Raw genomic sequence first — 22,718 nt, 5'->3', positions numbered from 1 at the left:
CCCCACACCCCCCACCTCCCCCCCCCGCCGCGGCGGGGGGGCCAGGGCCCGTCACCACCCCCGCCCCCGCTGCCGATCCCCCCACTCCCGGCGGTGCCACCCAACCCGAAGCCCGGCCGCACCGGTTCGTCAGGCTGTCGGCTGACGTGGGCCGACTCGGTGATCCGGGCCGACCAGTGCGCGTCCGAGGCCGCCGCCGCGTGCCGGTCGATCGCCGCACGCAACCAACCGTCCACCACCGTGACCCAGTCCTGCTGGTCGGCACCGGTGTGCCAGACCCGGAACCGGCTGATGCTCTGGTGACTGATCCCGGTCAACGACAGCCGCCGGTCCATCCAGAGCAGCACCTCCAGGCCGGCGGAATTGGTCACGAAGATCAGCTCCAGCTCGGTGATCGGGCCGGCGTAGAGCGGGGCGACCCAGTAACCGAGCCGCTGGTGCACCGGCAGGGTCTGCGCGACCCCCGGCAGCCGGCTCGACACCAGACCCGCCTGCCGCAGGACGAAACCCAACGTGTCCAGCGCGGCGAGCACATGCTGCTGGGTGGGCAGCGGATGGACGAAGACCGGCACCATCGCGCCCTGCTCCAGTTCCGGGTCCACCGACACCTCGGTACGCAGCCCGGTGCGCAGGCTCATCAACGGCACCCCGCCGAAGATCGTCACCGGGGTCTCCCACGGCAGCGGCACGGCGAAGTCGATGGCCCGCCGCCGCCCGGCCGGTACGACGAACCGTCCCCCCACCGCCACCTGGTGGTACTGGACGAGGCGGCGGGGCGAACGGGGGTCCTCCGGTTCGGCGGTCGCCACCAGACCCAGCCGTACGTGCCGGATCGGCACGTCCTGCGACCCGGCGCTGAGGGTCACCCGCCCCGGTAGCCGCAGCCCGGGGCGGGTGCTCGGATTGGTGAGGGTGGTACTCACCGACAACCCGGTCACACCGGATTCCCGGGACACCCCGGTCAACCGCATGACCGTGCGGTTTCCCGCTCACCGACCCGGCACTCCTCCACCCGGACACCGACCGGGCGGGGGCGGGGCGGCCCCATTGTTCGACGCGATGGGGCGATGTAGCGGTGTCAACTCCTCTCCGACACCACCACATCGCCCCCGTTGGGTCGATCCTGTAGAACGACGGGCGGGACGACCGTCACCGCATCCGGCGGCCCCGCGGGATCGGGTCGGTCTCGTCGTCGAACTCGCCGATGACCTCTTCGAGGAGGTCCTCCAGTGCCACGAAACCGATCGGCCGGGTCGGTCCGCCACCGTTGCGGACCAGCGCCAACTGGGCCTGGTCGGCGCGCATCGCGGCGACCGCCTCGGTGACCGAGGAGGTGGCCGGAAGGGTGAACGACCGGGTCATCAGCTCGGCGGCGGTGGCCGCCCGGCTGGTGGTGACGGCCCGGACCGCCTCCCGTACGTGCACCAGCCCGCACACCTCACCGCCGTCGTCGAGCACGGCGAGCCGGGACCGGCCGCTGTCCCGGCTGACCTGCTCGATCCGCTCGGCGGTGTCGTCGCGGTGGACCGTGACGATCTGGTCGAAGGGTTCCATCACCTGGGCGACGGTGGTGCCCTGCAACTCCAACATGCTGGTCAGCATCTGGTGCTGTTCGGCACCGAGCAGCCCGTGCTCGCGGGACTGTTCGAGCAGGATGCGCAGCTCGTCCGGGCCGTGGACCTGGGCGAGCTGGTCCTGCTGCTGCACCCCGACCAGCCGCAGCATCGCGTTGGCCAGGGCGTTGAGCACGGACAGCACCGGGCGGGCGACCCGGGCGAAGGCCCGGAACGGCAGCGCCAGCAGCGTCGCCGAGCGCTCGGCGTCGGTGATCGCCCACGACTTCGGGGCCATCTCGCCGACCACCAGGTGCAGGACCGTCACCAGCCCCAGCGCGAAGACCACCGCGATGACGTGGCTGGCCGCCTCCGGCAGGCCGACGGCGTGCAGCAGCGGGCTGATCAGGTGTTCGATCGCCGGCTCGGCCAGCGCACCCAGCCCCTGGGTGCACAGGGTGATGCCGAGCTGCGCGCCGGCCAGCATCAGGGAGAGTTCCCGTACCCCGTCCAGGGCGGCGCGGGCGGCCCGGCTGCCCGAGGCGGCGGTCTGTTCCAACCGGTAGCGCTTGGCCGCGACCAGGGCGAACTCGGCGGCCACGAAGAAGCCGTTGAGGGCGAGCAGCAGCACCGACACCAGCAGTGCGACGGTGGGGCTCATGACCGCTCCTCCCGACCCGGGGTGACGCGCGCGTCGGCACCGCCGGTGGCACGGGCGTTCGCGCCGCCGCGTCGCTCGCCCCCGGTGCCGGTGGCGCGGACGTTCGTGGCGCGGCGTTGGTCGCCCGCGCCGGTGGTGGCCCGGGGCTCCCCGTCGGCACCCTGGTCACCGGCCAGGGTGAGCCGGACGGAGTCGGCCACGTGCCGGTCCACGGCGAGCACCTCGACCAGGGCCGTCGGCCGTTCCGCCGGCTCGTCGTGGTCGACCGGCAGGCTGATCTCCAGCCGGTCGCCCACCTCGGGCACCCGGCCCAGCTCCCGCATGACCAGCCCGGAGAGGGTGTCGTACTCGGGGGCCTCGGGCAGGGCGATGCCGGTGCTGTCGGCGACCTCGTCGATCCGCCAGCGGGCCGGCACCACCCAGGAGCCGTCGTCCTGCCGGATCGGGGCCGGCTCGGGCGGGTCGTCCTCGTCGCGGATCGGTCCGACGAGTTCCTCGGCGATGTCCTCCAGCGTGATCACGCCGGCGAAGCCGCCGTACTCGTCGACCACGCAGGCGAGCTGCCGGTGCCCGGACCGCAGCCGGTCCAGCACCGTGGGCAGCGGCAACGTCTCCGGCACCAGCAGCGGCGGTACGGCCACCGCGCTGACCGGGGTGGTGGCGCGCTCGGCCGGCGGCACCCCGAGCACGTCGGCGATGCCGACCACGCCGACGAGGTCGTCGACGCCGTCGACGCCGCGTACCGGGAACCGGGAGTGACCGGTGTCGAGCAGCTCGACCACCCGGCTGACCGGTTCGTGCGACCGGATGGTGTGCACGTCGACCCGGGGCACCATGGCCTCCCCGGCGGTCAGCTCCCGGAAGTCGAGACCCCGGTCGAGCAGGTCGGACATCTCGGCGTCGAGGTGCCCCTCCTCCCGGGACTCGGCGATGATCTGCTCCAGGTCGGCCGGGGTGGCCCCGCTGGGCAGTTCCTCGATGGGCTCGATGCCGACCCGGCGCAGCAGCCGGACGGCGGCCCGGTCGAAGAGCGTGATCAGCGGCCCGGCGATCTTCAGGTAGATCAGGGTGGACCGGCTCAGCGCCCGCGCCAACGCCTCGGGGCGGGCGATGGCCAGGTTCTTGGGGGCCAGCTCACCGAGGACCATCTGCACGACGGTGGCGATGACCAGCGCCAACGCCACCGACAACGGCAGGCTGACACCGGTTGCGACGCCGGCGCCGCCGAGCAGTTCGGCCAGCCCGGCACCGAGGTAGGGTTCGGCGGCGTAACCGACCAGCAGGGCGGTCACGGTGATGCCGAGCTGCGCACCGGAGAGCATGAACGACAGCCGCCCGGTGACCTCCAGGGCGCGGGCGGCCTTGGCGTCGCCGTCGTCGGCGAGCTGCTTGAGCTTGCCCCGGTCCACGGCGACGTAGCCGAACTCCTGGGCCACGAAGTAGCCGGTGGCGGCGGTGAGAACGATGATGAGTACGAGACCGACGACGATCAACACGGGTCGCTCAGGGCTCCCGTGGACGTCGGGGCGGGGGATTGCCGGGCACGACCCGGCTGGCTACTGCTGCCCTCCTGGGCAGAGGAGTCGATCATGCCGCAATTCTATCGGCGGTTGCTGGATGCCCGCTGAGGGTGGGGACAAAGTTCCTGCTCGTCCCGCTATTCACCGGTCCGGGGCGGGTCCCCGGCCAGTTCGTCCACGTCGAGCAGGCTGCGGTCGACCCGGCCGGACCGGTAGGCGGCCCGGCCGATCATCTGGGCGGCCACCGGGGCGGTGGCCAGCTGGAAGACCCCGACCAGCAGGATCATGCCCAGGTCCGCGGCGGTACGCAGCCGCAGCACCAGCCCCAGCAGCAACAGCAGCACCCCGAGCACCTGCGGTTTCGTGGCGGCGTGCATCCGGTCCAGCACGTCCGGGAAGCGCAGCACGCCGATCCCGGCGGCGAGGCTGAGCAGCGCCCCGGAGACCAGGGCGACGGCGCCCAGCCAGTCGATCACCGTACCCACGCTCACGGCCGCCCTCCCCCGGCCGGAACCGGCGCGCTCCGGCCGGAACCCGGCAGCCGGCCTCGACCCGGCGCGCGGCCCGGCACCCGGTCGTGGCCGGGCCCGGGGTGACGGCCCGACCCCGGGGCGGGCCGGGTCACGGCTCCTCCCGGGCGGCGAAGCGGACCAGGGCGACCGAGCCGACGAAGCCGAGCAGGGAGAGCACCACCAGCACCGGCAGCGTGGTGGCGTGCCGGTTCACCGCCGCCTCCGCCCCGACCGCGCCGAGCATGGTGGCGAGCAGCAGGTCGGCGGCGATGACCCGGTCCAGCAGCGACGGGCCCCGGTAGATCCGGGCCAGCGCCAGCAGCGCGGTGGTCGACAGCAGCACGGTCAGAACGACGGCGAGGACGACGGTCACGGGGCCTCCGTGGGTTCGGTGGTGAGCTGCCGCAGCTCGGCGGCGGAGCCGATGGCCCGCACGATCCGTTCCTCGACGGCGAGGATGCGGTCCCGGCTGCCGGTCAGGTCGGCCGGGGACCGCACGTCGAGCACGTGCACGTAGAGGACGCCGGCATCCCGGTCGACCTCGACGATCAGGGTGCCCGGCACGAGGGAGAGCAGCTCGGCGGTGAGCGCCAGGTTCAGGTCGGTGCGGACCCGCAGCCGCACCCCGATGATCGCGCCGCGCGGGCGGAAGCCGGGGCGTACGGCGATGGCGGCGACGTGGATGCTGGCGCTGACCAGCTCGACGACGAACACCCCGGCGAGCCGGAGCAGCGCCCGGGGCCGCAGCCGACCGCCGAAGGAGACCGGCGGGAGCGGGAAGAACACCAGCACCGCCCCGCCGACCAGCAGGCCGGCGAGCAGGTTGGCCGGGGAGAAGCTCCCCCAGAGCAGGTTCCAGACCACGACCAGCCAGCCGAGGGCGATGAGCTGGTCCCGGCGGCGTCCGATGCGCGGCGGCGACGTGCCGGCCCGGCGGCGCGTCCGGCCGGTCACGACGGGCCGCCGGGCAGGACGGCCCGCACGTACGGGGTACGCAGCCGCAGGTCGTCGGCGGCGTCGGCGGTGACCTGGAACAGCGGGCCGGCGGCGACGGTGAGCGCCAGCCCCAGCACCACCAGGGCGGCGGTCGCCCCGATCATCAGCGCGGGCAGCCGGGGAACCGGGTCGGCGGTGGCGAGCTGCGGGGCCCGCCAGAACGCGATGTTCCACACCCGGGAGGCGGCGTAGAGGGTGAGAAGGCTGGTCAGCGTGCCGGCGACGACCAGCACCCAGGGCAGCACGCCGCCGTGCGCCACCCCGGCCTCGAGCAGGCCGACCTTGCCGAGGAAGCCGGAGAACGGGGGGATGCCGGCCAGGTTCATCGCGGGGACGAAGTAGAGCACCGCCAGCAGCGGGGCGATCCGGGCCAGCCCGCCGAGCCGGCGCAGGTCGGTGCTGCCGGCCCGCTCCTCGACCAGGCCGGCAACCAGGAACAGGGTGGTCTGGATGGTGATGTGGTGCACCACGTAGAAGATCGCGCCGGAGAGGGCGGCGGTGGTGCCCAGCGCCACCCCGAAGATCATGTAGCCGATGTGGCTGACCAGGGTGAACGAGAAGAGCCGCTTCATGTCCGACTGGGCGACCGCGCCGAGCACGCCGACCACCATGGTCAGTCCGGCCGCCACCATCAGCAGGGTGGACGCCGCGCCGCCGGGGAAGAGCAGCGTCTCGGTCCGGATGATCGCGTAGACGCCGACCTTGGTGAGCAGGCCGGCGAAGACGGCGGTGACCGGCGCCGGGGCGGTCGGGTAGCTGTCCGGCAGCCAGGCGGACAGCGGGAAGAGCGCCGCCTTGATGCCGAAGGCGAGCAGCAGCATCAACTGCAACGCCAGCCGTACGCCATCGGGCAGGGCGTCGAGCCGGCCGGCGAGCTGCGCCATGTTGAGGGTGCCGGTGGCCGCGTACACCAGTCCCACGGCGGTCAGGAAGACCATCGAGGACAGGATGCTGACCACCACGTACGTCGAACCGGTGCGGATGCGGGCCTCGGTGCCGCCCAGGGTGATCAGCACGAAGCTCGCCGCGAGCAGGATCTCGAACCCGACGAAGAGGTTGAACAGGTCACCGGCGAGGAACGCGTTGGTGATCCCGGCGGTCAGCACCAGGTAGGTGGGGTGGTAGATGCTCACCGGCGCGGACTCGCTGGTCTCGGCGCGGCCCTGGCCGATGGAGTACAACAGCACGCAGAGCGTGACCGCCGACGAGACCACCAGCATCAACGCGGCGAGCTGGTCGGCGACCAGCACGATGCCGACCGGCGCGGGCCAGCCGCCCACCTCGGTCACCACCGGCCCGTCCCGGTGGGCCCGCACCAGCAGCAGCACCGCGACCACCAGGTTGGTGGCGAGGGCGACCACGCTGACGGTGCGCTGCAACCGGGGCCGGCTGACCAGGATCAGGGTGAGGGCGGCCCCGAGCAGCGGCACCACCACCGGCAGCGGCACGAGGCGGTTCACCGGATGCCGCCCGGTCGGCGCGGCGGTTCCGGGTCCACCTGTTCGGGGTCGTCGCCGGGCCCCTCGCCGCCGAGGTCGGCGTTGGGCACCTCGTTGCGGGCGGCGAGCGCGACGATCTGCTGGTCCTCCACGTCGTCCTGGACCTCGTCGTCGCCGCCGAGATACCAGCTCCGGTACGCCACGGCGGCGAGGAAGGCGGTCAGCCCGAAGGTGATCACGATGGCGGTGAGCACCATCGCCTGCGGCAGCGCGTCGCTCATCGCGTCGTCCGGGCCGGCGCCCACCACCGGCGCACCGCCGGAGCGGCCACCGACCAGGATGAGCAGGTTCACCCCGTTGCCGAGCAGGATGACGCCGAGCAGGATGCGGGTGAGGCTGCGCTCCAGCAGCAGGGTCACCCCGGTGGCGGTGAGCACGCCCACGGCGATCACCAGCACCAGCGTCGGGCCCGCCCCGCCGTCCCTCACCGCCGGTCCCCCTCGTGGTCGACGACGAGCCCCCGGTCGGACTTGCCGGCCGCCTCGATGTGCCTGTCGATCTCGGCGCCGAGACTGCGCAGGATGTCCAGCATCAGCCCCACCACGATCAGGTAGACGCCGATGTCGAAGAAGAGCGAGGTGACCAGGTACGGCCCGCCGAGGCCGGGCAGCGGCAGGTCGACCCGGGTGCTCGCGAGCACGGTGCCGGTGGTCAGCAGGGAGACCACGCCCCCGCCGACGGCGATCGCCAGGCCCGCGCCGAGCACCGTGCCCGCCCCCACCGGGGCCGCCTCGGCCAGTTCGTACCGGCCACCGGCGAGGTAGCGCACGGCCAGCGCCAGGCTCGCCACCAGGCCACCGGAGAAGCCGCCGCCCGGCGCGTTGTGGCCGGAGAAGAGCAGGAACAGCGAGAAGAGCACGATCGTGTGGAACAGCAGCCGGGTCACCACCTCGAAGACGATGGACCGCCGGCGCTCGTGCAGGGTGGTCCCGCCGCGCAGCCACACCGCCCGGTCGCCGTGGCCGGCGGTGGCGGGTTCCACCCGACGCGGTCGCGGCCCGGTGCGGGACCGCTCGAAGATCAGGCTGGCCACCCCGGTCGCGGCCACCACCAGCACCGCGATCTCGCCCATGGTGTCCCAGGCCCGGATGTCCACCAGGGTCACGTTGACCACGTTGCGGCCGTGTCCCTCGGCGACGGCGAGCGCCGGGAAGGCGGTGGAGACGGACACGGCGGTCCGGGCGCCGGACGCGACCAGCGCCAGTCCGGCCAGCACCACGCCCACGGCGACGCCGAGCACCCGGCGGGCCCACCGGCTGCGGCGCAGCGGGCGGGCCGAGAACCGTTCCGGCAACCGGCGCAGCACCAGCACGAACACGGCGATGGTGGCGGTCTCCACCAGGAACTGGGTCAGCGCCAGGTCGGGTGCCCCGTGGAGCACGAACAGCATGGCGGTGCCGTAGCCGGTCACCCCGACCAGCAGCATCGCGGTCAGCCGCCGTCGGGCGTTGACCGCGAAGAGCGCCGCGACCCCGATGACCAGCCCCACCACCAGTTGCAGCGGGCTGTCCCAGACCGCGATCCGGGTTCGCCACGGGCTGGTGCTGAGCAGGGCCGCGCCCGGCACCAGCACCAGGGCCAGCAGGACGGTGCCCAGGTACAGCGGCAGCGAGCCGCGCTGGGTGGCCCCGGTGACCTCGATGGCGAGCCGGTCGAACCGGTGGGTGGCCCACTCGTACCCCTGGTTGCCGGTGAACGGCAGCTTCCACCGGGCCAGCGCCGGGGCGAGCGGGCCGCGTACCGCGTGCAGCACGGCCCCGCCGGCCAGGGCCAGCACGGACAGGCCGAGGGCGGGGGTCAGGCCGTGCCAGAGGGCGAGCGTGTCGTGCGGCGGGCCGAAGAGTTCCGCGTACGGGTCGAGCAGGCCGTTCAGCGCGGCGGCGGCCGGGCCGGCGACGAGCCCGGCGATCGCGAGCAGGGCGGGTGGGGCGAGCATCGGCAGCGGGACCGGCTCCGGGGCGGCCTCGGGGGTGCCGGGGCGGGTGGCGAAGGCGCCCCAGAGGAAGCGGATGCTGTAGGCGACGGTGAGCACGGTGCCCAGGACCAGACCGACGAGCACCACCGGACGGGTGGCCAGGGCGGTGAAGACCGCCTCCTTGGCGACGAAGCCGAGCAGCGGCGGCACGCCCGCCATCGAGGCGGCGGCGAGCGTGGCGACCACCGCCAGCGCCGGGGCCCGGCGGCCGAGGCCGGAGAGTTCCCGCAGGTCGCGGGTGCCGACGTCGTGGTCGATGATGCCGACGACGAGGAACAGGGCGGCCTTGAACAGGGCATGGGCGAGCAGCATCGCGACCCCGGCGAGCGCGGCGTCGGCGCTGCCGGTGCCGATCGTCACGGTCAGCAGGCCGAGTTGGCTGACCGTGCCGTAGGCCAGCAGCAGCTTCAGGTCGCACTGGCGCAGCGCCGCCCAGCCGCCGGCGAGCATGGTGACCAGGCCGAGGGTGAGCAGCACCGGCCGCCACGGGCCGGTGTCCGCGAGCACCGGGGCGAGCAGGCCGATCAGGTAGACGCCGGCCTTGACCATCGCCGCCGCGTGTAGGTAGGCGCTGACCGGGGTGGGTGCGGCCATCGCCACCGGCAGCCAGCCGTTGAACGGCACGATCGCCGATTTGGCCAGCGCGCCGGTCAGGATCAGCAGCACCGCGGCGACCAGCGTCCCGCCGCCGGGCAGTGGCGCGGCGGCGATCTCCGACCAGCGGTAGCTGCCGGCGTGCCCGCCGAGGATCAGGAACCCGAGCAGCATGGCCAGGCCACCGAGGGTGGTGACGGTGAGCGCCTGGGCCGCCGCCCAGCGGCTGGAGCGGCGCTCCGTGCTGTGCCCGATGAGCAGGTAGGAGAAGACGGTGGTGAGTTCCCAGAAGACGTAGAGCAGCAGCAGGTCGTCGGAGAGGACCAGGCCGAGCATGGCCCCGGCGAAGGCGACCAGCACCGCGACGAACCGGGGCAGGCCCACCGCGCCGGGTGCGAAGTACCGGCCGCAGTAGACCAGGACGAGCGCACCGACCCCGCCGACCAGCAGGGTCATCAGCCAGGACAGCGTCGTCATCCGCAGCGCCACGTCGAGGTCGAGCTGGCCGATCCAGTGGTACGTCTCGACGACCGCGCCGCCGTCGCGGACCGCCGGGGTGCGGGTCAGGGCCCAGCCGAGGGCGGCGGCGGGCACCAGTGCCAGCGGGTAGCAGGCGCGCGGGCCCCACCAGCGGACCAGCAGCGGCGCGACGAGCGCCGCCACCAGGTGGAGGAGCAGCAGTACGAGCACGCGTCCTCCCCGTCGAACTGGCGGCGCGCGCCGGGCGAGTTGTCCGGCCAGCACCGATCACACGCCAGTTTCGCCCACTATGGGGCGTTTTCGGGGAAATCGTCCGGTCAACCGGCGGCTGCGTCACCACCGGGAAGCGCGGGCGTCAGGGCACGCCGGGGCTCGACGAGCAGGTCGGGGCGGCCGAGCTGGAGGGCGACCTTGTCGACCACCCGCTGGGCCACGGCGAGCGAACGCACCGGCAGCATCGCGCCGCGACTCTCCCGGCGGAGCACGAAGTAGTGCACGGCGACCCGCACCTGCCCGCGGTCGGCGGCACTGGACTGGGCGGTGGAGACGACCAACTCCCGCAGGCTGTCGGCGAGACGCTCGGCGAGCGCCAGCTCGGGGCCGCGCAGACTGGTCCGCAGGGCGGTGAGGTGACCTTCGACCTTGCGGATGAGCACGTCGGTGCCGGGCGTCGGGCCACGCTCCTCGACGAACATCCGATTCCTTTCACCTGGTGCAGCGTTCGGGGAGAAGTTACTTTATGTTGTGGGTCACAAGCAAGCAGTTAAGTAAGACTTAAAGCGCAAAACGTACAATCGGCGTGCAATTTTCTCTTAGTTGGGCATAACGACAGCGGTTCCGGTGGAATGTCACCCCGCCGGGGCAGGATGGGGGTGTGACGGGGCGACAGGGCAGGGCGGCGTGACAGGCAGGGCGGCGTGACAGGCGGGACAGCGTGACGGGCGGGACAGCGGTTCCCGCCGGGTTCGGTCCGGCCACCCGGGAGTGGTTCACCGCCGCCTTCGCCGCTCCCACCGCCGCCCAGACCGGCGCCTGGCGCTCGATCGCCGCCGGCCGCAACGCCCTGGTCGTCGCGCCCACCGGCTCGGGCAAGACCCTCGCGGCGTTCCTCTGGTCGCTCGACCGGCTGGCCGACGCGCCACCCCCGGACGACGCCCGGCACCGCTGCCGGGTGCTCTACGTCAGCCCGCTCAAGGCGCTCGCGGTCGACGTCGAACGCAACCTCAGCGCCCCACTCGCCGGCATCCGGCAGGCCGCCACGCGGCTCGGCGTGACACCGCCGGACATCACCGTCGGGATGCGTACCGGCGACACCCCCGCCGACGAGCGGCGGGCCTTCGCCCGCACCCCGCCGGACATCCTCATCACCACTCCCGAATCGTTGTTCCTGCTGCTCACCTCCGCCGCCCGGGAATCGCTGCGCGGTGTCGAGACGGTCATCCTCGACGAGGTGCACGCCGTCGCCGGCACCAAGCGCGGCGCCCACCTGGCGCTCTCCCTGGAACGCCTCGACGGGCTGCTGGCCCGGCCCGCCCAGCGGATCGGCCTGTCCGCCACCGTCCGGCCGATCGACGCGTGCGCCCGTTTCCTCGGCGGCGCCCACCCGGTCGACGTGGTCCAGCCGGCCACCCCCAAGACGATCGAGGTCAGCGTCCAGGTCCCGGTGGAGGACATGACCCGGCTCGACGAGACCGAGCAGCCGCCGGACGACGCCCTCGGCGGCCCCGGCCCCCGCCGGGCGTCCATCTGGCCGGCCGTCGAGGAACGGGTCTTCGCGCTGATCCGGGCGCACCGCTCGACCATCGTGTTCACCAACTCGCGGCGCAGCGCCGAGCGGCTCTGCGCCCGGCTCAACGAGCTGGCCACCGAGGAACGGGAAGCCGCCGCAGCCAACCCGCCCGCCGGGGCGGGCGACGAGCCGGGCGGGGCGGGCGACGGGCCGGGCGAAGCAGACGGGCCCGGTGGGGCGCAGCGGTGGGGCGGCCCGGTGGGGCCGCTGCGGACACCCCGCCCACCGGCCGAGGCGATGGCCCAGTCGGGCACGGCCGCCGGCGCGGAGGCGGTGATCGCCCGCGCCCACCACGGCAGCGTCTCCCGGGAGGAACGCAAGCAGATCGAGGAGGCGCTCAAATCCGGCCGGCTGCCCGCCGTGGTCGCCACCTCCAGCCTGGAGCTGGGCATCGACATGGGCGCGGTCGACCTGGTGGTGCAGATCGAGGCCCCACCGAGCGTCGCGGCCGGCCTGCAACGGGTCGGCCGCGCCGGGCACCAGGTGGGCGCGGTGTCCCGGGGCGTGGTCTTCCCCAAGCACCGGGGCGACCTGCTCTCCTGCACGGTGGTCGCCGAGCGGATGGCGGCCGGCGCGATCGAGGAGCTGCACTACCCGCGCAACCCGCTCGACGTGCTCGCCCAGCAGATCGTCGCCATGGTCGCCCTCGAACCCTGGTCGCTCGGCGATCTGGCGGTGCTGGTCCGCCGGGCCGCGCCCTTCGCCGAACTGCCCGACTCGGCGTTGCACGCGGTGCTCGACATGCTCTCCGGCCGCTACCCGTCGACCGCCTTCGCCGAGCTGCGGCCCCGGCTGCTCTGGGACCGGGCCACCGACGTGCTCACCGGCCGGCCGGGAGCCCAGCGCCTCGCCGTCACCAGCGGCGGCACCATTCCCGACCGGGGCCTGTTCGGGGTCTTCCTGGCCGGGGCGGAACGCGCCGCCCGGGTCGGCGAGCTGGACGAGGAGATGGTCTACGAGTCCCGGGTCGGCGACGTCTTCCTGCTCGGCTCGTCGTCGTGGCGGATCGAGGAGATCACCCCCGACCGGGTGCTGGTCTCCCCCGCGCCCGGCCAGGCCGCCCGGATGCCCTTCTGGAAGGGCGACCAGTTGGGCCGGCCGGTCGAGCTGGGCCGGGCCATCGGCAGCCGGGTCCGGGCGTTGCTGCGCCAGGACGACACCACCGCCCGCGACGCGCTGCGCGCCGGCGGCCTGGACGACTGGGCGGCCGACAACCTGCTGGCCTACCTGCGGGAACAGCAGGCCGCCACCCGCTGCCTGCCCGACGACCGTACGGTGCTGGTGGAGCGGTTCCGCGACGAGCTGGGCGACTGGCGGCTCGCCGTGCACAGCGTGCTCGGGGCCCGGGTCAACGGCCCCTGGGCGTTGGCGATCGGCCGCCGGCTGGCCGAACGTTACGGGGTGGACGCCCAGGTCATGCCCTCCGACGACGGGATCGTGGTGCGGCTGCCGGACACCGCCGACGAGCCGCCCGGCGCCGACGTGGTGGTGTTCGCCCCCGACGAGATCGCCCAGCTCGTCGAGGATTCGGTGGGCACCTCCGCGCTGTTCGCCGCCCGGTTCCGCGAGTGCGCCGCCCGGTCGCTGCTGCTGCCCCGGCGTGACCCGCGCCGCCGGCAGCCGCTGTGGCAGCAACGCCAACGCGCCGCCCAGCTCCTCGACGTGGCCCGCGAGTACGCCGACTTCCCGGTCACCCTGGAGGCCGCCCGGGAGTGCCTGCAGGACGTCTTCGACCAGCCCGCCCTGGCCGAGCTGATGCGCGACCTGGCCAGCCGGAAGGTCCGCCTGGTCGAGGTCGAGAGCGAACGCCCCTCGCCGTTCGCCAGGTCGCTGCTCTTCGGCTACGTCGGCGCGTTCCTCTACGAGGGGGACGCCCCGCTGGCCGAACGCCGGGCCGCCGCGCTGGCGCTGGACTCGGCGCTGCTCGGCGAGCTGCTCGGCCGGGTCGACCTGCGCGAGCTGCTCGACCCGGCGGTGCTCGCCGAGACCGAACGGCAGGTGCGCTGGCGCACCGAGCAGCGTCGCCCCCGCGACGCCGAGGACGTGGTCGAGCTGCTGCGGGTCGTCGGTGACCTGACCGGAGCGGAACTGGCCGAGCGGGGCGTACCGGAGGGCTGGCTGACCGAGTTGGCGGCGGCCCGCCGGGTGCTGCGGGTACGCATCGCCGGTGCGGACCGCTGGGTGGGCATCGAGGACGCGGCCCGGCTGCGCGACGCGCTCGGGGTGGCGCTGCCGGTGGGGGTGGCCGAGGCGTACCTGACGCCGGTGGCCGACCCGCTCGGCGACCTGGTCGCCCGGTACGCCCGCACCCACGGGCCGTTCGCCGCCGCCACCTGCGCCGCCCGGTTCGGGCTCGGGGTGTTCGTGGTGGAGCAGGCGTTGCGTCGCCTCGCCGCGACCGGGCGGGTGGTCTCCGGCGAGTTCGCCCCGGACAGCGTCGGCACCCAGTGGTGCGACGCCGAGGTGCTGCGGCTGCTGCGCCGCCGGTCGCTCGCCGCGCTGCGCCGGGAGATCGAGCCGGTGCCGCCCCGGGTGCTGGCCGGATTCCTGCCCCGCTGGCAGCAGATCGGCTCGTCGGCGCGCGGGGTGGAGGCGGTGGCCGCCGCCGTCGAGCAGTTGCAGGGCACGGCGGTACCGGCGTCGGCGTGGGAACGGCTGGTGCTGCCCGCCCGGGTCGCCGACTACTCCCCCGCCCAGCTCGACGAGCTGTGTGCCGGTGGGGAGGTGGTCTGGGCCGGCTCGGGGGCGATCTCCGGCGGCGACGGGTGGATCACCCTGGCGTACGCGGACGTCGCACCGCTGCTGCTCCCCCCGCCGGACGACGGCTTCGCCGGCACCCCGCTGCACGACGCCGTGCTGGACGCGCTCGCCGACGGTCAGGCGCTGTTCTTCCGTTCGCTCGCCGACCGGGTCGGCTCCACCGACGACGCCGCCCTCAGCGCGGCGATCTGGGATCTGGTCTGGGCGGGGCGGCTCACCAACGACACCCTGGCCCCGCTGCGGGCGGCGCTCGGCGCGGGCGGGGCGCACCGGTCCCGTCCGGCGGCCCCCCGGACCCGGTACCGCCGCCCGGGTCGGGTGGCGCTACCCAGCCGGGGCGGTCCGCCCACGGTGGCCGGACGCTGGTCGCGGCTGCCGGAGCGGGACACCGACCCGACCCGGCGGGCCGCCGCCCTGGCCGACCTGCTGCTCGACCGGCACGGGGTGGTGACCCGGGGCGCGGTGGTGGCCGAGCAGGTGGTGGGCGGGTTCGCCGCCGTCTACCCGGTGCTCGCCGCGCTGGAGGAACGGGGCGCGGCCCGGCGCGGCTACTTCGTGGAGGGGCTGGGCGCGGCGCAGTTCGCGGTGCCCGGGGCGGTGGACCGGTTGCGGGCGCTGGCCGAGCCGGCCGACCGGGGGCGCGGTGACGGGCCGACCACGGTGCTCGCCGCCACCGACCCGGCCAACCCGTACGGTGCGGCGCTGCCCTGGCCGGAGCGGGCCGTCGACTCCGGTGACGGCGCCGCCCCGGGCAGCGGGCACCGGGCCGGGCGCAAGGCCGGGGCGGTGGTGGTGCTGGTCGACGGCGGGCTGGCCCTCTACGTCGAGCGGGGCGGCCGGACGATCCTCTCCTTCACCGACGACGCCGACGCGCTGGCCGCCGCCGGCAAGGCGCTCGCCGACGCGGTGCACTCCGGCGCGTTGGGGGCGATGTCGGTGGAGCGCGCCGACGGCGGGGCGGTGCACTCCTCGCCGCTGCACGACGCGCTCACCGCCGCCGGTTTCCGGGCCACCCCCCGGGGCCTGCGGCTGCGCGGCTGACCGGGCGGGCCACCCCGCGTCGCCGGCCGGGTCACCCCGACCGGCGGCGGCCGGAGCCGGGCGGGGTCAGCCGAGCTTCGCCAGGACGTCGTTGTAGCGCTTCTGCTCGGCGGCGCTGGTCCGGGTGCCCAGGTAGTTGAGCACCACCGCACCGGCCCGGTACGCCTTGGTCCCCCACACGTCGGTCTGGTTGGTGGCGCTCGCCTCGTCGGGGAAGACGTACACCGAGACGGCGTCGGTGACCATCAGTTGGGCGCAGCCGACGCCCGTACCGTTGGGGCCGCAGTCCTTGGAACGGTCACGCGGGTCGGGCACCTTGAGGCCGGCGGCCTTGAACGCGTCGACCACCTTGCGGGCGGCGGGGGCGCTGGTCTTCTTGGTCGGCAGCACGAACGGCGGGGTGGAGGGGCTCTCCCGGGGGGTGCTGCCCGACTTCTCGGCCTTCGGTGGGCCCTCGGCCGGAGCCGCCTCGCTGGTGGCCGGGGCCTTCGACCGGCCGTCGGCCCACGCCCCGCCGTCCCGTTCGTCGCCGGGATCGTCGCCGCAGCCGGCGAGGGCCAGCGCGAGCAGGACGGTGGTGGTCACGGGCAGGAGGCGGAGGCGTTTGGTCACCCCGGCAGTCTGCCGAACCGGGTGCGCGCCCGGCACCGGCCGGTCGGTCGGTCGGGGTGTCCGGTCAGTGATAGGGCGGTCACCGCACTAGCCTGCCGGCATGACCCCGACCCCCTGGATCTCGCTGACCACCGACTACGGGCTCACCGACGGGTTCGTCGCCGTCTGCCACGGGGTGATCGGCCGGATCGCCCCGGCCGCCCGGGTGATCGACGTGACCCACCTGGTGCCGGCGGGGGACGTCCGGCGCGGTGCGGCGGTGCTCGCCCAGGCGGTGCCGTACCTGCCGTACGGGGTGCATGTGGCGGTGGTGGACCCGGGGGTGGGCACCGCCCGGCGCGGGGTGGCGCTGGTGACACCGGGCGGGCTGCTGGTCGGGCCGGACAACGGGCTGCTGCCGGCGGCGGCGCAGGCGTTGGGCGGGGTCACCGCGGCGGTCGAGTTGACCTCGCCGGGGTGGGTGGCGGCGGAGGTGTCGGGCACCTTCCACGGCCGGGACGTGTTCGCCCCGGTGGCGGCCCGGCTGGCGCTCGGCGACCCGCCGGCCGACGCGGGCCCGCCTGTCGATCCGGCCAGCCTGGTGACCCTGCCCGCGCCGGTGCTGCGTCGGGAGGCCGACGGGTTCACCGCCGAGGTGCTCACCGTGGACCACTTCGGCAACGTGCAGCTCGCCGCCGGGGCCGACCTGCTGGCGGCGTTGCCGGGAACGGTCCGGGTCGACGGCCACCCGGCGGTGCGGGGCGCGACGTTCGGGGACGCGCCGGCCGGGGACCTGGTGGTGCTCGTCGACTCCGCCGGCCTGGTGGCGGTGGCCCGCAACGGCGGTCGGGCGGTGGACCTGCTCGGGGTCGCCCCCGGTGCGACGGTGACGGTGCGGGGACGCCCCGGAGGGTGAGCTGCGCTCCCTGTCGGGCGTCCGGTATGGAATGCTGCTGCGGTGGGTGAAGTGTGGGTTCCGGTGGGCTGTCCCTGTTGTGCGTCCCGGACGGGTGGGGGCACCTGTCCGGTCTGTTTCTGGACCGACGACGGCCAGGGCGACGCCGATGCCGACGTGGTGCGGGGCGGTCCCAACGGTGACCTGAGCCTCACCCACGCCCGGCTGAACTTCGCCGTGTACGGCGCCAGCCACCCCCGCTACCAGGACATGGTCCGCCCGCCCCGCCCGGACGAGCGGCCCTGAGCCAGGCCCGCCCCCGACCCGGCCGGTCGGGGGCGGGGGCGGCGTACCGGATCAGCAGCGGGACACGGTGCCGCCGTACACCGTGGACACGTACGCGTGGCTGACGTACTGCCCACCGGCCAGCCGGTTCCACCGGTTGGTGGTCCGGTAGGTCCCGGCGACCGTCTGCCCGGTGACGTAGCACTGGATGGGCACGTTGGCGTGGGTGGCGGCGAGCCCCCGCACCGGGTACGAGGTGCCGGGGCCGGTGCGGATGTTGAGCGGCCCGGAGCCGATGACGCCGCGCGGTCCGCTGCCCGTCCACAGGTACGTCACGTCGACCCAGGCGTTGTCGGTGAGCAGCAGGCCGTCCCAGAAGGTGCCGTCGGCGAGGTCGATGCCGGCGGGGTTCAGCACGGTACGCCCGAACTGGTCCTTGCCGCCGTTGTAGCCGTACTGGTAGGCGGCCTGGGCCTCGGGGCGCCCCTGCGGCAGGTCCTTCCAGTTCTCCCGGACGGCGGCGGGGTTCCAGTAGTCGTCGCGGGTGTTCCACGGGCCGACGTCCCAGACGGGTGCGTACTCGCAGCGGCTGCCGCTGGTGGTGCAGACCCGCACGGTGTAGTCGCCGGTGCCGATCGGGGACAGGCCACGCCGGGACGGCAGCGCGACGAAGTGGTCCCGGGCTCCGATGGTGTGCCCGTTGGCGGTGACCCCGCCGACCTCGCCCTCCCGGGTGGCGAAGACCCGGTAGCTGCGTACGGCGGTGGGGGCCGGGGCGGCGGTGGTGGCGGTGTCGGCGGTGAGCCGCACCGCGCGTACCGATGCGGCGGCGTGCGGGTCGCGGGTGGTGAGCAGCACCCGGGCCTGGACCCGGGTGACCGGGTGGTCGAAGACGGCCGGCCCGGTGCCGGCCTCCCGCCACTCGGTCCAGCCGGTGGCCCGCCAGCCGCGCACCTGGACGCCGACGGTGGCGCCGGTGGCCGCCTGGGCGGTGAGGTCGACGCGGACCCGGTTGGCCGGGCCGGTGAGGGTGCGCGCGGGGGCGAGCAGCACGCCCTCGGCGACCGGCGCGCCCAGGGCGGCGGGTCGGGTGCGCCGGGTCGGGTGCGGGTCGGCGAGGCGCAGCAGGCCGGCGCCGAAGCGGACGTTGACGTCGTCGCCGCCGGCCACGGCGAGGTCGACGGTCCAGTGCTCCCCGGCGGTGGGTGCGGCCGGGGCGGCGGCGTGGCCGGGGGTACGGGGTGCGGCGGTGGCGGTGGTCGGGACGAGACCACCGGCCAGGGTCAGGGTCAGCAGACCGACCAACAGGGACGATCGGGGACGACAAGGGCCAAAGGCCATAATATTCTCCTCAAGACCCCCTCATAGTGCATTTTTTCGTAGATCGACAGGAAGCACGCTACAAATAGCGATACATGCGAATTCTGTTCGGACGAGGGAGAATGCTGGGGTGCCCGAGGGAGACACCGTCTGGAACACCGCCCGCGTCCTGCACCGCGCCCTCGCCGGCGCCCGGCTCACCGGCAGCGACTTCCGGGTGCCCGCACTGGCCACCACCGACCTGACCGGCTGGACGGTGACGGAGTCGGCCAGCCGGGGCAAGCACCTGTTGCTGCGGCTGACCGCACCGGCCCCGGTGACGTCGACCACCGCCTGGACGCTCCACTCCCACCTGCGGATGGACGGCGTCTGGCGGGCGTACGCCCCGGGGGAACGCTGGACGGCCCGGCCGGCCCACCTGATCCGGGCGGTGCTGCGCAGCGCGCAGGCGGTGGCGGTCGGCTACCACCTGCACGAACTGGCCCTGCTGCCCACCGCCGAGGAGGAGCGCCTGCTCGGGCATCTCGGCCCCGACCTGCTCGGCGCGGACTGGGACCCGGCCGAGGCGGTCCGCCGGCTGGCCGCCGCCCCTGCGGTGACCATCGGCGAGGCGCTGCTCGACCAGCGCAACCTGGCCGGGGTGGGCAACCTCTACAAGTGCGAGCTGCTGTTCCTGCGCGGCATCTCCCCGTGGACGCCGGTCGGCGCGGTGCCCGACCTGCCCGGCACGGTGGCCCTGGCCCAGCGGCTGCTCGCCGCCAACCGGGGCCGGTGGACCCAGAGCACCACCGGTTCGCTGCGCCGGGGCCAGACCAGCTACGTCTACGGGCGGCGGGCCCAGCCGTGCCGCCGCTGCGGCACCGCCATCGCCAAGGAGGACCTGGGTGACCGGGTCACCTACTGGTGCCCGACCTGCCAGCCGACGCCACCGCCGGCCGACCCGAGAACCCCTCCCGTCTGACGGGACAACCCGCAGACACGGACGAATGGGTAATTCCTATCCGGCCGCCGACGTCGCATGCTGCGGTGGAGTGCTCACCGTTCGTCACCATCGGACGCGACCGCCCACCACGCCGGGGTGGGGGCGGCGGGTCCCCGTGCCCGGGGAGAGCCATGACCCTGTTCCGCAGACTGCGACCGCACTGGACGACCCGGGTCGTCCGCCTCCACCGGCCCGACCGGCCGACCGTGCCGGCCGCCCGCACCGGCGAACCCGATCCCGCCCCGGCGACCCTCGACCCGGCCGCCGTGCCGCACTGCTTCGGCCCGGTGCCCAACTTCGCCGGCAGCCCGCTGCCCGTACGCGACCCGCAGGGCCGGGTGGTCACCGGCACCGGCCTGCGCAAGTTCGTCGACGCGCTGCCGCTGCCCGGCCCGGCGGGCCGCACCGAACTGGGCGGACACCTGCCGGTCGCCACCCCGGACACGGTGAGCTGGCCGGGCTGCGACTACTACGAGATCGGGCTGGTCGAGTACACCCAGCGGCTGCACCGGGACCTGCCCACCACCCGGCTGCGCGGCTACCGCCAGCTCAACCTGGGCACCGACCCGGACGGCCACAACACCGTCGCCCCACCCGAGCGGCCCTACCACCTCGGGCCGCTGATCATGGCGCGGCGGGGTCGGCCGGTCCGGATCAAGTTCATCAACCAGCTCCCCACCGGCCCGGCCGGGGACCTCTTCCTGCCTGTCGACACCAGCATCCCGGGGGCCGGGACGGGGCCGCTGGAGGGGCCGGCGCCCTACCCGCAGAACCGGGCCGTGCCGCACCTGTCCGGCGCGCACACCGGGTGGATCAGCGCCGGCAACCCGTGGCAGTGGGTGACCCCGGCCGGCGAGATCACCCCGTACCCGACCGGGCCGGGCCTGACCCACGTGCCGGACATGCCGCCGCCCGGGGCGGGTGCCACCACGCTCTACTACCCGAACGCGCAGAGCGGCCGGCTGATGTGCCTGCACGACAACACCCTCGGCCTGTCCCGGCTGACCGTCCTGTCCGGCCAGTTCGCCCTCTACCTGCTCACCGACCCGGTCGAGGAGGAGTTGACCGCCGACGGGGTGCTCCCCGCCGACCAGGTCCCGCTGGTGATCCAGGACCGGACCTTCGTCCCCGACGACGCCCAGCTCGCCGCCGAGGACCCCACCTGGGACCGGGACCGCTGGGGCACCCGGGGCAACCTGTGGCACCCGCACGTCTACCAACCCCGGCAGGACCCGTACCGGGAGCACGGGCGCAACCCCACCGGCCGCTGGGACTACGGCCCGTGGCTGCCCGGCACCGACGGTGGGGACGGACCCCGGGTCGGCCCGGTGGACAACCCGCACCACGACCCGGTGGCCGCCCCGCAGGAGCCGCCACAGGCCCCCGGGGTGCCGCACCCCAGCGCCGTGCCCGAGGCGTACGGGGACACCATGCTGGTCAACGGGGTCGCCTACCCGTACCTGCGGGTGCGGCCGACGGCGTACCGGTTCCGGATCGTCAACGGCTGCGCCGACCGGTCGCTCAACCTGCAGCTCTACCGGGCCCGCTCCGACGGGCCGATGTGGCGGCCCGACGGGAGCCTCGCCGACGCCGATGCCGGTGAGGTGCCGATGGTGGACGCGGTCCGCGCCCCCGGCCGGCCGGCCGACTGGCCCACCGACGGGCGCGACGGCGGGGTGCCCGATCCGGCCGCCGCCGGCCCATCCATGATCCAGATCGGCAACGAGTGCGGGCTGCTCCCCGCCCCGGTGGTGCTGCCCAACCGGCCGGTCGGCTACCGCTACGACCGGCGCGACCCGACCGTGCTCAACGTCGACTCGGCCGCGCTGCTGCTCGCCCCCGGCGAACGGGCCGACGTGATCGTCGACTTCTCCACCCTGCCGCCCGGCGCGACGGTGCTGCTCTACAACGACTGTCCGGCCCCGCTGCCCGGCTTCGACCCCCGCTACGACCGGCACACCGCCGCCGGGGACCACCGCGCCGAGGGCGGCGGCCCCGGCACCCTGCCCGGGTACGGCCCGAACACCCGTACCGTGCTCCAGTTCCGGGTGGCCGGCGTCCCCGGCCGCCGGTACGACCTGGACCGGCTGGCCGAGCGACTGCCCGCCGCGTACGCCGCCAGCCAGCGACCGCCGGTGGTGCCGCACCCGGTGTACGACCCGGCGTTCGGCACCACCACCGGGCGGGCGACGGTCGCCTCGGCGCAGGCCACCTCGCTCACCTTCACCCCGCCGGGCGGCACCGCGCCGGTCACCCTCCCGATCCAGGTCAAGACCGTGGGGACCGTCTTCGAGCCGGAGTACGGGCGGTGGGCCGGCCGGCTCGGTGTACCCCATCCGGGTGCCGGCCCGCTGGGTCCGGTGACCCTGCCGCTCGGCCCGACCGACCCGGCGACCGAGATCCTCGTCGCCGCCGACCCGACGGTCGGGCCGGCCGACCCGGCCGACGGCATCCAGGTGTGGCGGATCAGCGGGACCGGTCGGCAGACCCACCCGGTCCGCTTCGACGGCTGCGACGTGCAGGTGGTCAACCGGATCGGCGGGGACGGCACGGTCCGCGCCCCCGACGGCGGGGAACGGGGCTGGAAGCAGACCGTCCGGGTCAACCCGGCCGAGGACGTGGTGGTGGCGCTGCGTCCCGAGGTGCCGCCGCTGCCGTTCAAGGTCGCCGACAGCCTGCGGTTGCTCGACCCGACCCGACCCGCCGGGGTACGCCTCGACGCCACCCCGGTCAGCCCCTGCGACGGCCGGCCGGCGATCGTGGTCAACCAACAGGTCAACCTGGGCTGGGAGTTCCGCTGGGTAAGCGGCGCGGCGGGGCTGCGGGACCTGGGGATGAGCCGGCCGCTGGTGCTGCGGGTGTCGCCCCGCGCGCCGACCGGGCTGACCGCGACCCCGGTGCCCGGCTCGGCGACCGCGCTGCCGGCGATCGCGTTGGCCTGGACGGGCAACGGCAGCCGACCGGCGGCCACCGGTCACCTGCTCCAGCGGGCCACCGACGCCGGTTTCACCGTCGGCCTGACCACCATCACCGTGGCGGCGACCGCGACCCGGTACACCGACGCCAGCATCACCCCCGGCGTGACCTACCACTACCGCGTCCGGGCCGAGAACGCGGCCGGCTGCTCGGCCTGGTCGAACAGCGCGCCGGCCTCGGTGCGGCTGGCCGCGCCGGCCCGACTGGCCGCGGTGGTGCCACCGGCCGCGCCGGTGCGGGTGGCGCTGCGCTGGGCGAACCACTCGTTCGCCACCGGAGTGGACGTGCA

The 22,718-nt window shown here is 74.8% G+C and carries 16 protein-coding genes and 1 pseudogene; 5 read left to right on the top strand and 12 right to left on the bottom strand.

Annotated features, from left to right (window positions below):
• The 10 genes and pseudogenes from ACOJTC_RS03240 to ACOJTC_RS03195 all read right to left on the bottom strand — a co-directional run.
• The coding region (locus tag ACOJTC_RS03240) for a sporulation protein (protein ID WP_420115669.1) at positions 1-971 on the bottom strand (971 nt) is incomplete at its 3' end.
• A 178-nt stretch (positions 972-1,149) separates the two neighbouring features.
• On the bottom strand, positions 1,150-2,214 hold the full coding sequence (locus tag ACOJTC_RS03235) for a hemolysin family protein (RefSeq protein ID WP_420115668.1): 1,065 nt from the start codon (positions 2,212-2,214) through the stop codon (positions 1,150-1,152).
• Positions 2,215-2,357: 143 nt separating this feature from the next.
• A pseudogene (locus tag ACOJTC_RS03230) lies at positions 2,358-3,710 on the bottom strand (hemolysin family protein); the annotation flags it as partial.
• Positions 3,711-3,871: 161 nt separating this feature from the next.
• Positions 3,872-4,219, bottom strand: coding sequence for a monovalent cation/H(+) antiporter subunit G (gene mnhG / locus ACOJTC_RS03225; RefSeq protein WP_420115670.1), 348 nt, complete (start codon positions 4,217-4,219; stop codon positions 3,872-3,874).
• A gap of 136 nt (positions 4,220-4,355) precedes the next feature.
• On the bottom strand, positions 4,356-4,619 hold the full coding sequence (locus ACOJTC_RS03220; protein WP_204923926.1) for a monovalent cation/H+ antiporter complex subunit F: 264 nt from the start codon (positions 4,617-4,619) through the stop codon (positions 4,356-4,358).
• The gene (locus ACOJTC_RS03215) at positions 4,616-5,200 is read right to left on the bottom strand and encodes a Na+/H+ antiporter subunit E (RefSeq protein ID WP_420115667.1); all 585 of its coding nucleotides are present in this window, start codon (positions 5,198-5,200) and stop codon (positions 4,616-4,618) included. Before ACOJTC_RS03215 ends, ACOJTC_RS03220 begins: the two co-directional genes overlap by 4 nt.
• Positions 5,197-6,702 (bottom strand): Na+/H+ antiporter subunit D, encoded by a 1,506-nt coding sequence (locus tag ACOJTC_RS03210; protein WP_420115666.1) that lies wholly within the window; start codon positions 6,700-6,702, stop codon positions 5,197-5,199. The genes ACOJTC_RS03215 and ACOJTC_RS03210 overlap by 4 nt, the downstream gene beginning before the upstream one ends.
• Positions 6,699-7,169, bottom strand: coding sequence for a Na(+)/H(+) antiporter subunit C (locus ACOJTC_RS03205; RefSeq protein ID WP_204923923.1), 471 nt, complete (start codon positions 7,167-7,169; stop codon positions 6,699-6,701). The genes ACOJTC_RS03210 and ACOJTC_RS03205 overlap by 4 nt, the downstream gene beginning before the upstream one ends.
• Positions 7,166-10,000 carry a Na+/H+ antiporter subunit A gene (locus ACOJTC_RS03200; protein WP_357928351.1) on the bottom strand — a complete coding sequence of 945 codons (2,835 nt, stop codon included), beginning with the start codon at positions 9,998-10,000 and terminating at the stop codon, positions 7,166-7,168. Before ACOJTC_RS03200 ends, ACOJTC_RS03205 begins: the two co-directional genes overlap by 4 nt.
• Before the next feature lie 107 nt (positions 10,001-10,107).
• Positions 10,108-10,485: a hypothetical protein gene (locus ACOJTC_RS03195; protein WP_204923921.1), complete on the bottom strand. Its 378-nt coding sequence runs from the start codon at positions 10,483-10,485 to the stop codon at positions 10,108-10,110.
• Positions 10,486-10,724: 239 nt separating this feature from the next.
• Between ACOJTC_RS03195 and ACOJTC_RS03190 the strand changes: the two genes are divergently transcribed.
• Positions 10,725-15,380: an Lhr family helicase gene (locus ACOJTC_RS03190; protein ID WP_420115665.1), complete on the top strand. Its 4,656-nt coding sequence runs from the start codon at positions 10,725-10,727 to the stop codon at positions 15,378-15,380.
• A 66-nt stretch (positions 15,381-15,446) separates the two neighbouring features.
• Here the strand turns inward: ACOJTC_RS03190 and ACOJTC_RS03185 are convergent, their stop codons facing one another.
• A complete protein-coding gene (locus ACOJTC_RS03185; RefSeq protein ID WP_204923919.1) occupies positions 15,447-15,992 on the bottom strand; it encodes a hypothetical protein in 546 nt (181 codons plus the stop codon).
• A 100-nt stretch (positions 15,993-16,092) separates the two neighbouring features.
• On the opposite strand from ACOJTC_RS03185, the gene ACOJTC_RS03180 reads away from it, so the two are divergent.
• Positions 16,093-16,887 (top strand): SAM hydrolase/SAM-dependent halogenase family protein, encoded by a 795-nt coding sequence (locus ACOJTC_RS03180; RefSeq protein ID WP_420115664.1) that lies wholly within the window; start codon positions 16,093-16,095, stop codon positions 16,885-16,887.
• 63 nt (positions 16,888-16,950) lie between these two features.
• Positions 16,951-17,172 (top strand): CPCC family cysteine-rich protein, encoded by a 222-nt coding sequence (locus ACOJTC_RS03175; RefSeq protein ID WP_240762684.1) that lies wholly within the window; start codon positions 16,951-16,953, stop codon positions 17,170-17,172.
• A 51-nt stretch (positions 17,173-17,223) separates the two neighbouring features.
• Here the strand turns inward: ACOJTC_RS03175 and ACOJTC_RS03170 are convergent, their stop codons facing one another.
• Positions 17,224-18,456, bottom strand: a complete 1,233-nt coding sequence (locus ACOJTC_RS03170) for a hypothetical protein (RefSeq protein ID WP_420115663.1) — start codon at positions 18,454-18,456, stop codon at positions 17,224-17,226.
• Positions 18,457-18,601: 145 nt separating this feature from the next.
• Between ACOJTC_RS03170 and ACOJTC_RS03165 the strand changes: the two genes are divergently transcribed.
• Complete coding sequence (locus ACOJTC_RS03165) at positions 18,602-19,432, top strand: DNA-formamidopyrimidine glycosylase family protein (protein WP_420115662.1); 831 nt, start codon at positions 18,602-18,604, stop codon at positions 19,430-19,432.
• 152 nt (positions 19,433-19,584) lie between these two features.
• The coding region (locus ACOJTC_RS03160; RefSeq protein ID WP_420115661.1) for a hypothetical protein at positions 19,585-22,718 on the top strand (3,134 nt) is incomplete at its 3' end.

Source organism: Micromonospora sp. (genome assembly GCF_048594385.1).
Classification (GTDB): Bacteria; Actinomycetota; Actinomycetes; order Mycobacteriales; family Micromonosporaceae; genus Micromonospora; species Micromonospora wenchangensis.
This window is presented reverse-complemented; position numbering and strand designations above follow the sequence as displayed.